Raw genomic sequence first — 266 nt, forward strand, 5'->3', positions numbered from 1 at the left:
GTCGACTGTCACCGGGTACTCCGTCGCCGGATCGGCGAGGAAGCCGGCATCGGGGGTGATGACCAGGTCGACGCCGTCCTTGGCCTTGACGACCTTCAGCCCGACCTTCGCGCGGCGGGTGTGCTCACCCGAGACCGCGTCGACCGTGGCGTCCCACATGACCGGGGCCGGCATCGTCGCGGTCTTCTTCGACTTCTTGTCGGTGAACAACACACCCCCATCCCGCTGCTGTTCGACCTTCAGACCTCTGGTCTTCAGCGGCAGTG

Annotated in this window: 1 protein-coding gene; it reads right to left on the reverse strand. The window is 66.2% G+C overall.

Going from position 1 to position 266, the window contains the following annotated elements; all coding sequences use genetic code 11:
* Positions 1–210: hypothetical protein (locus E0702_RS17635; RefSeq protein ID WP_205742084.1), on the reverse strand; the 210-nt coding region annotated here is incomplete at its 3' end.
* Positions 211–266 lie beyond the last annotated feature (56 nt).

The sequence above is a fragment of the Halomonas marinisediminis genome (assembly GCF_004347715.1).
Lineage (GTDB): Bacteria > Pseudomonadota > Gammaproteobacteria > Pseudomonadales > Halomonadaceae > Halomonas > Halomonas icarae.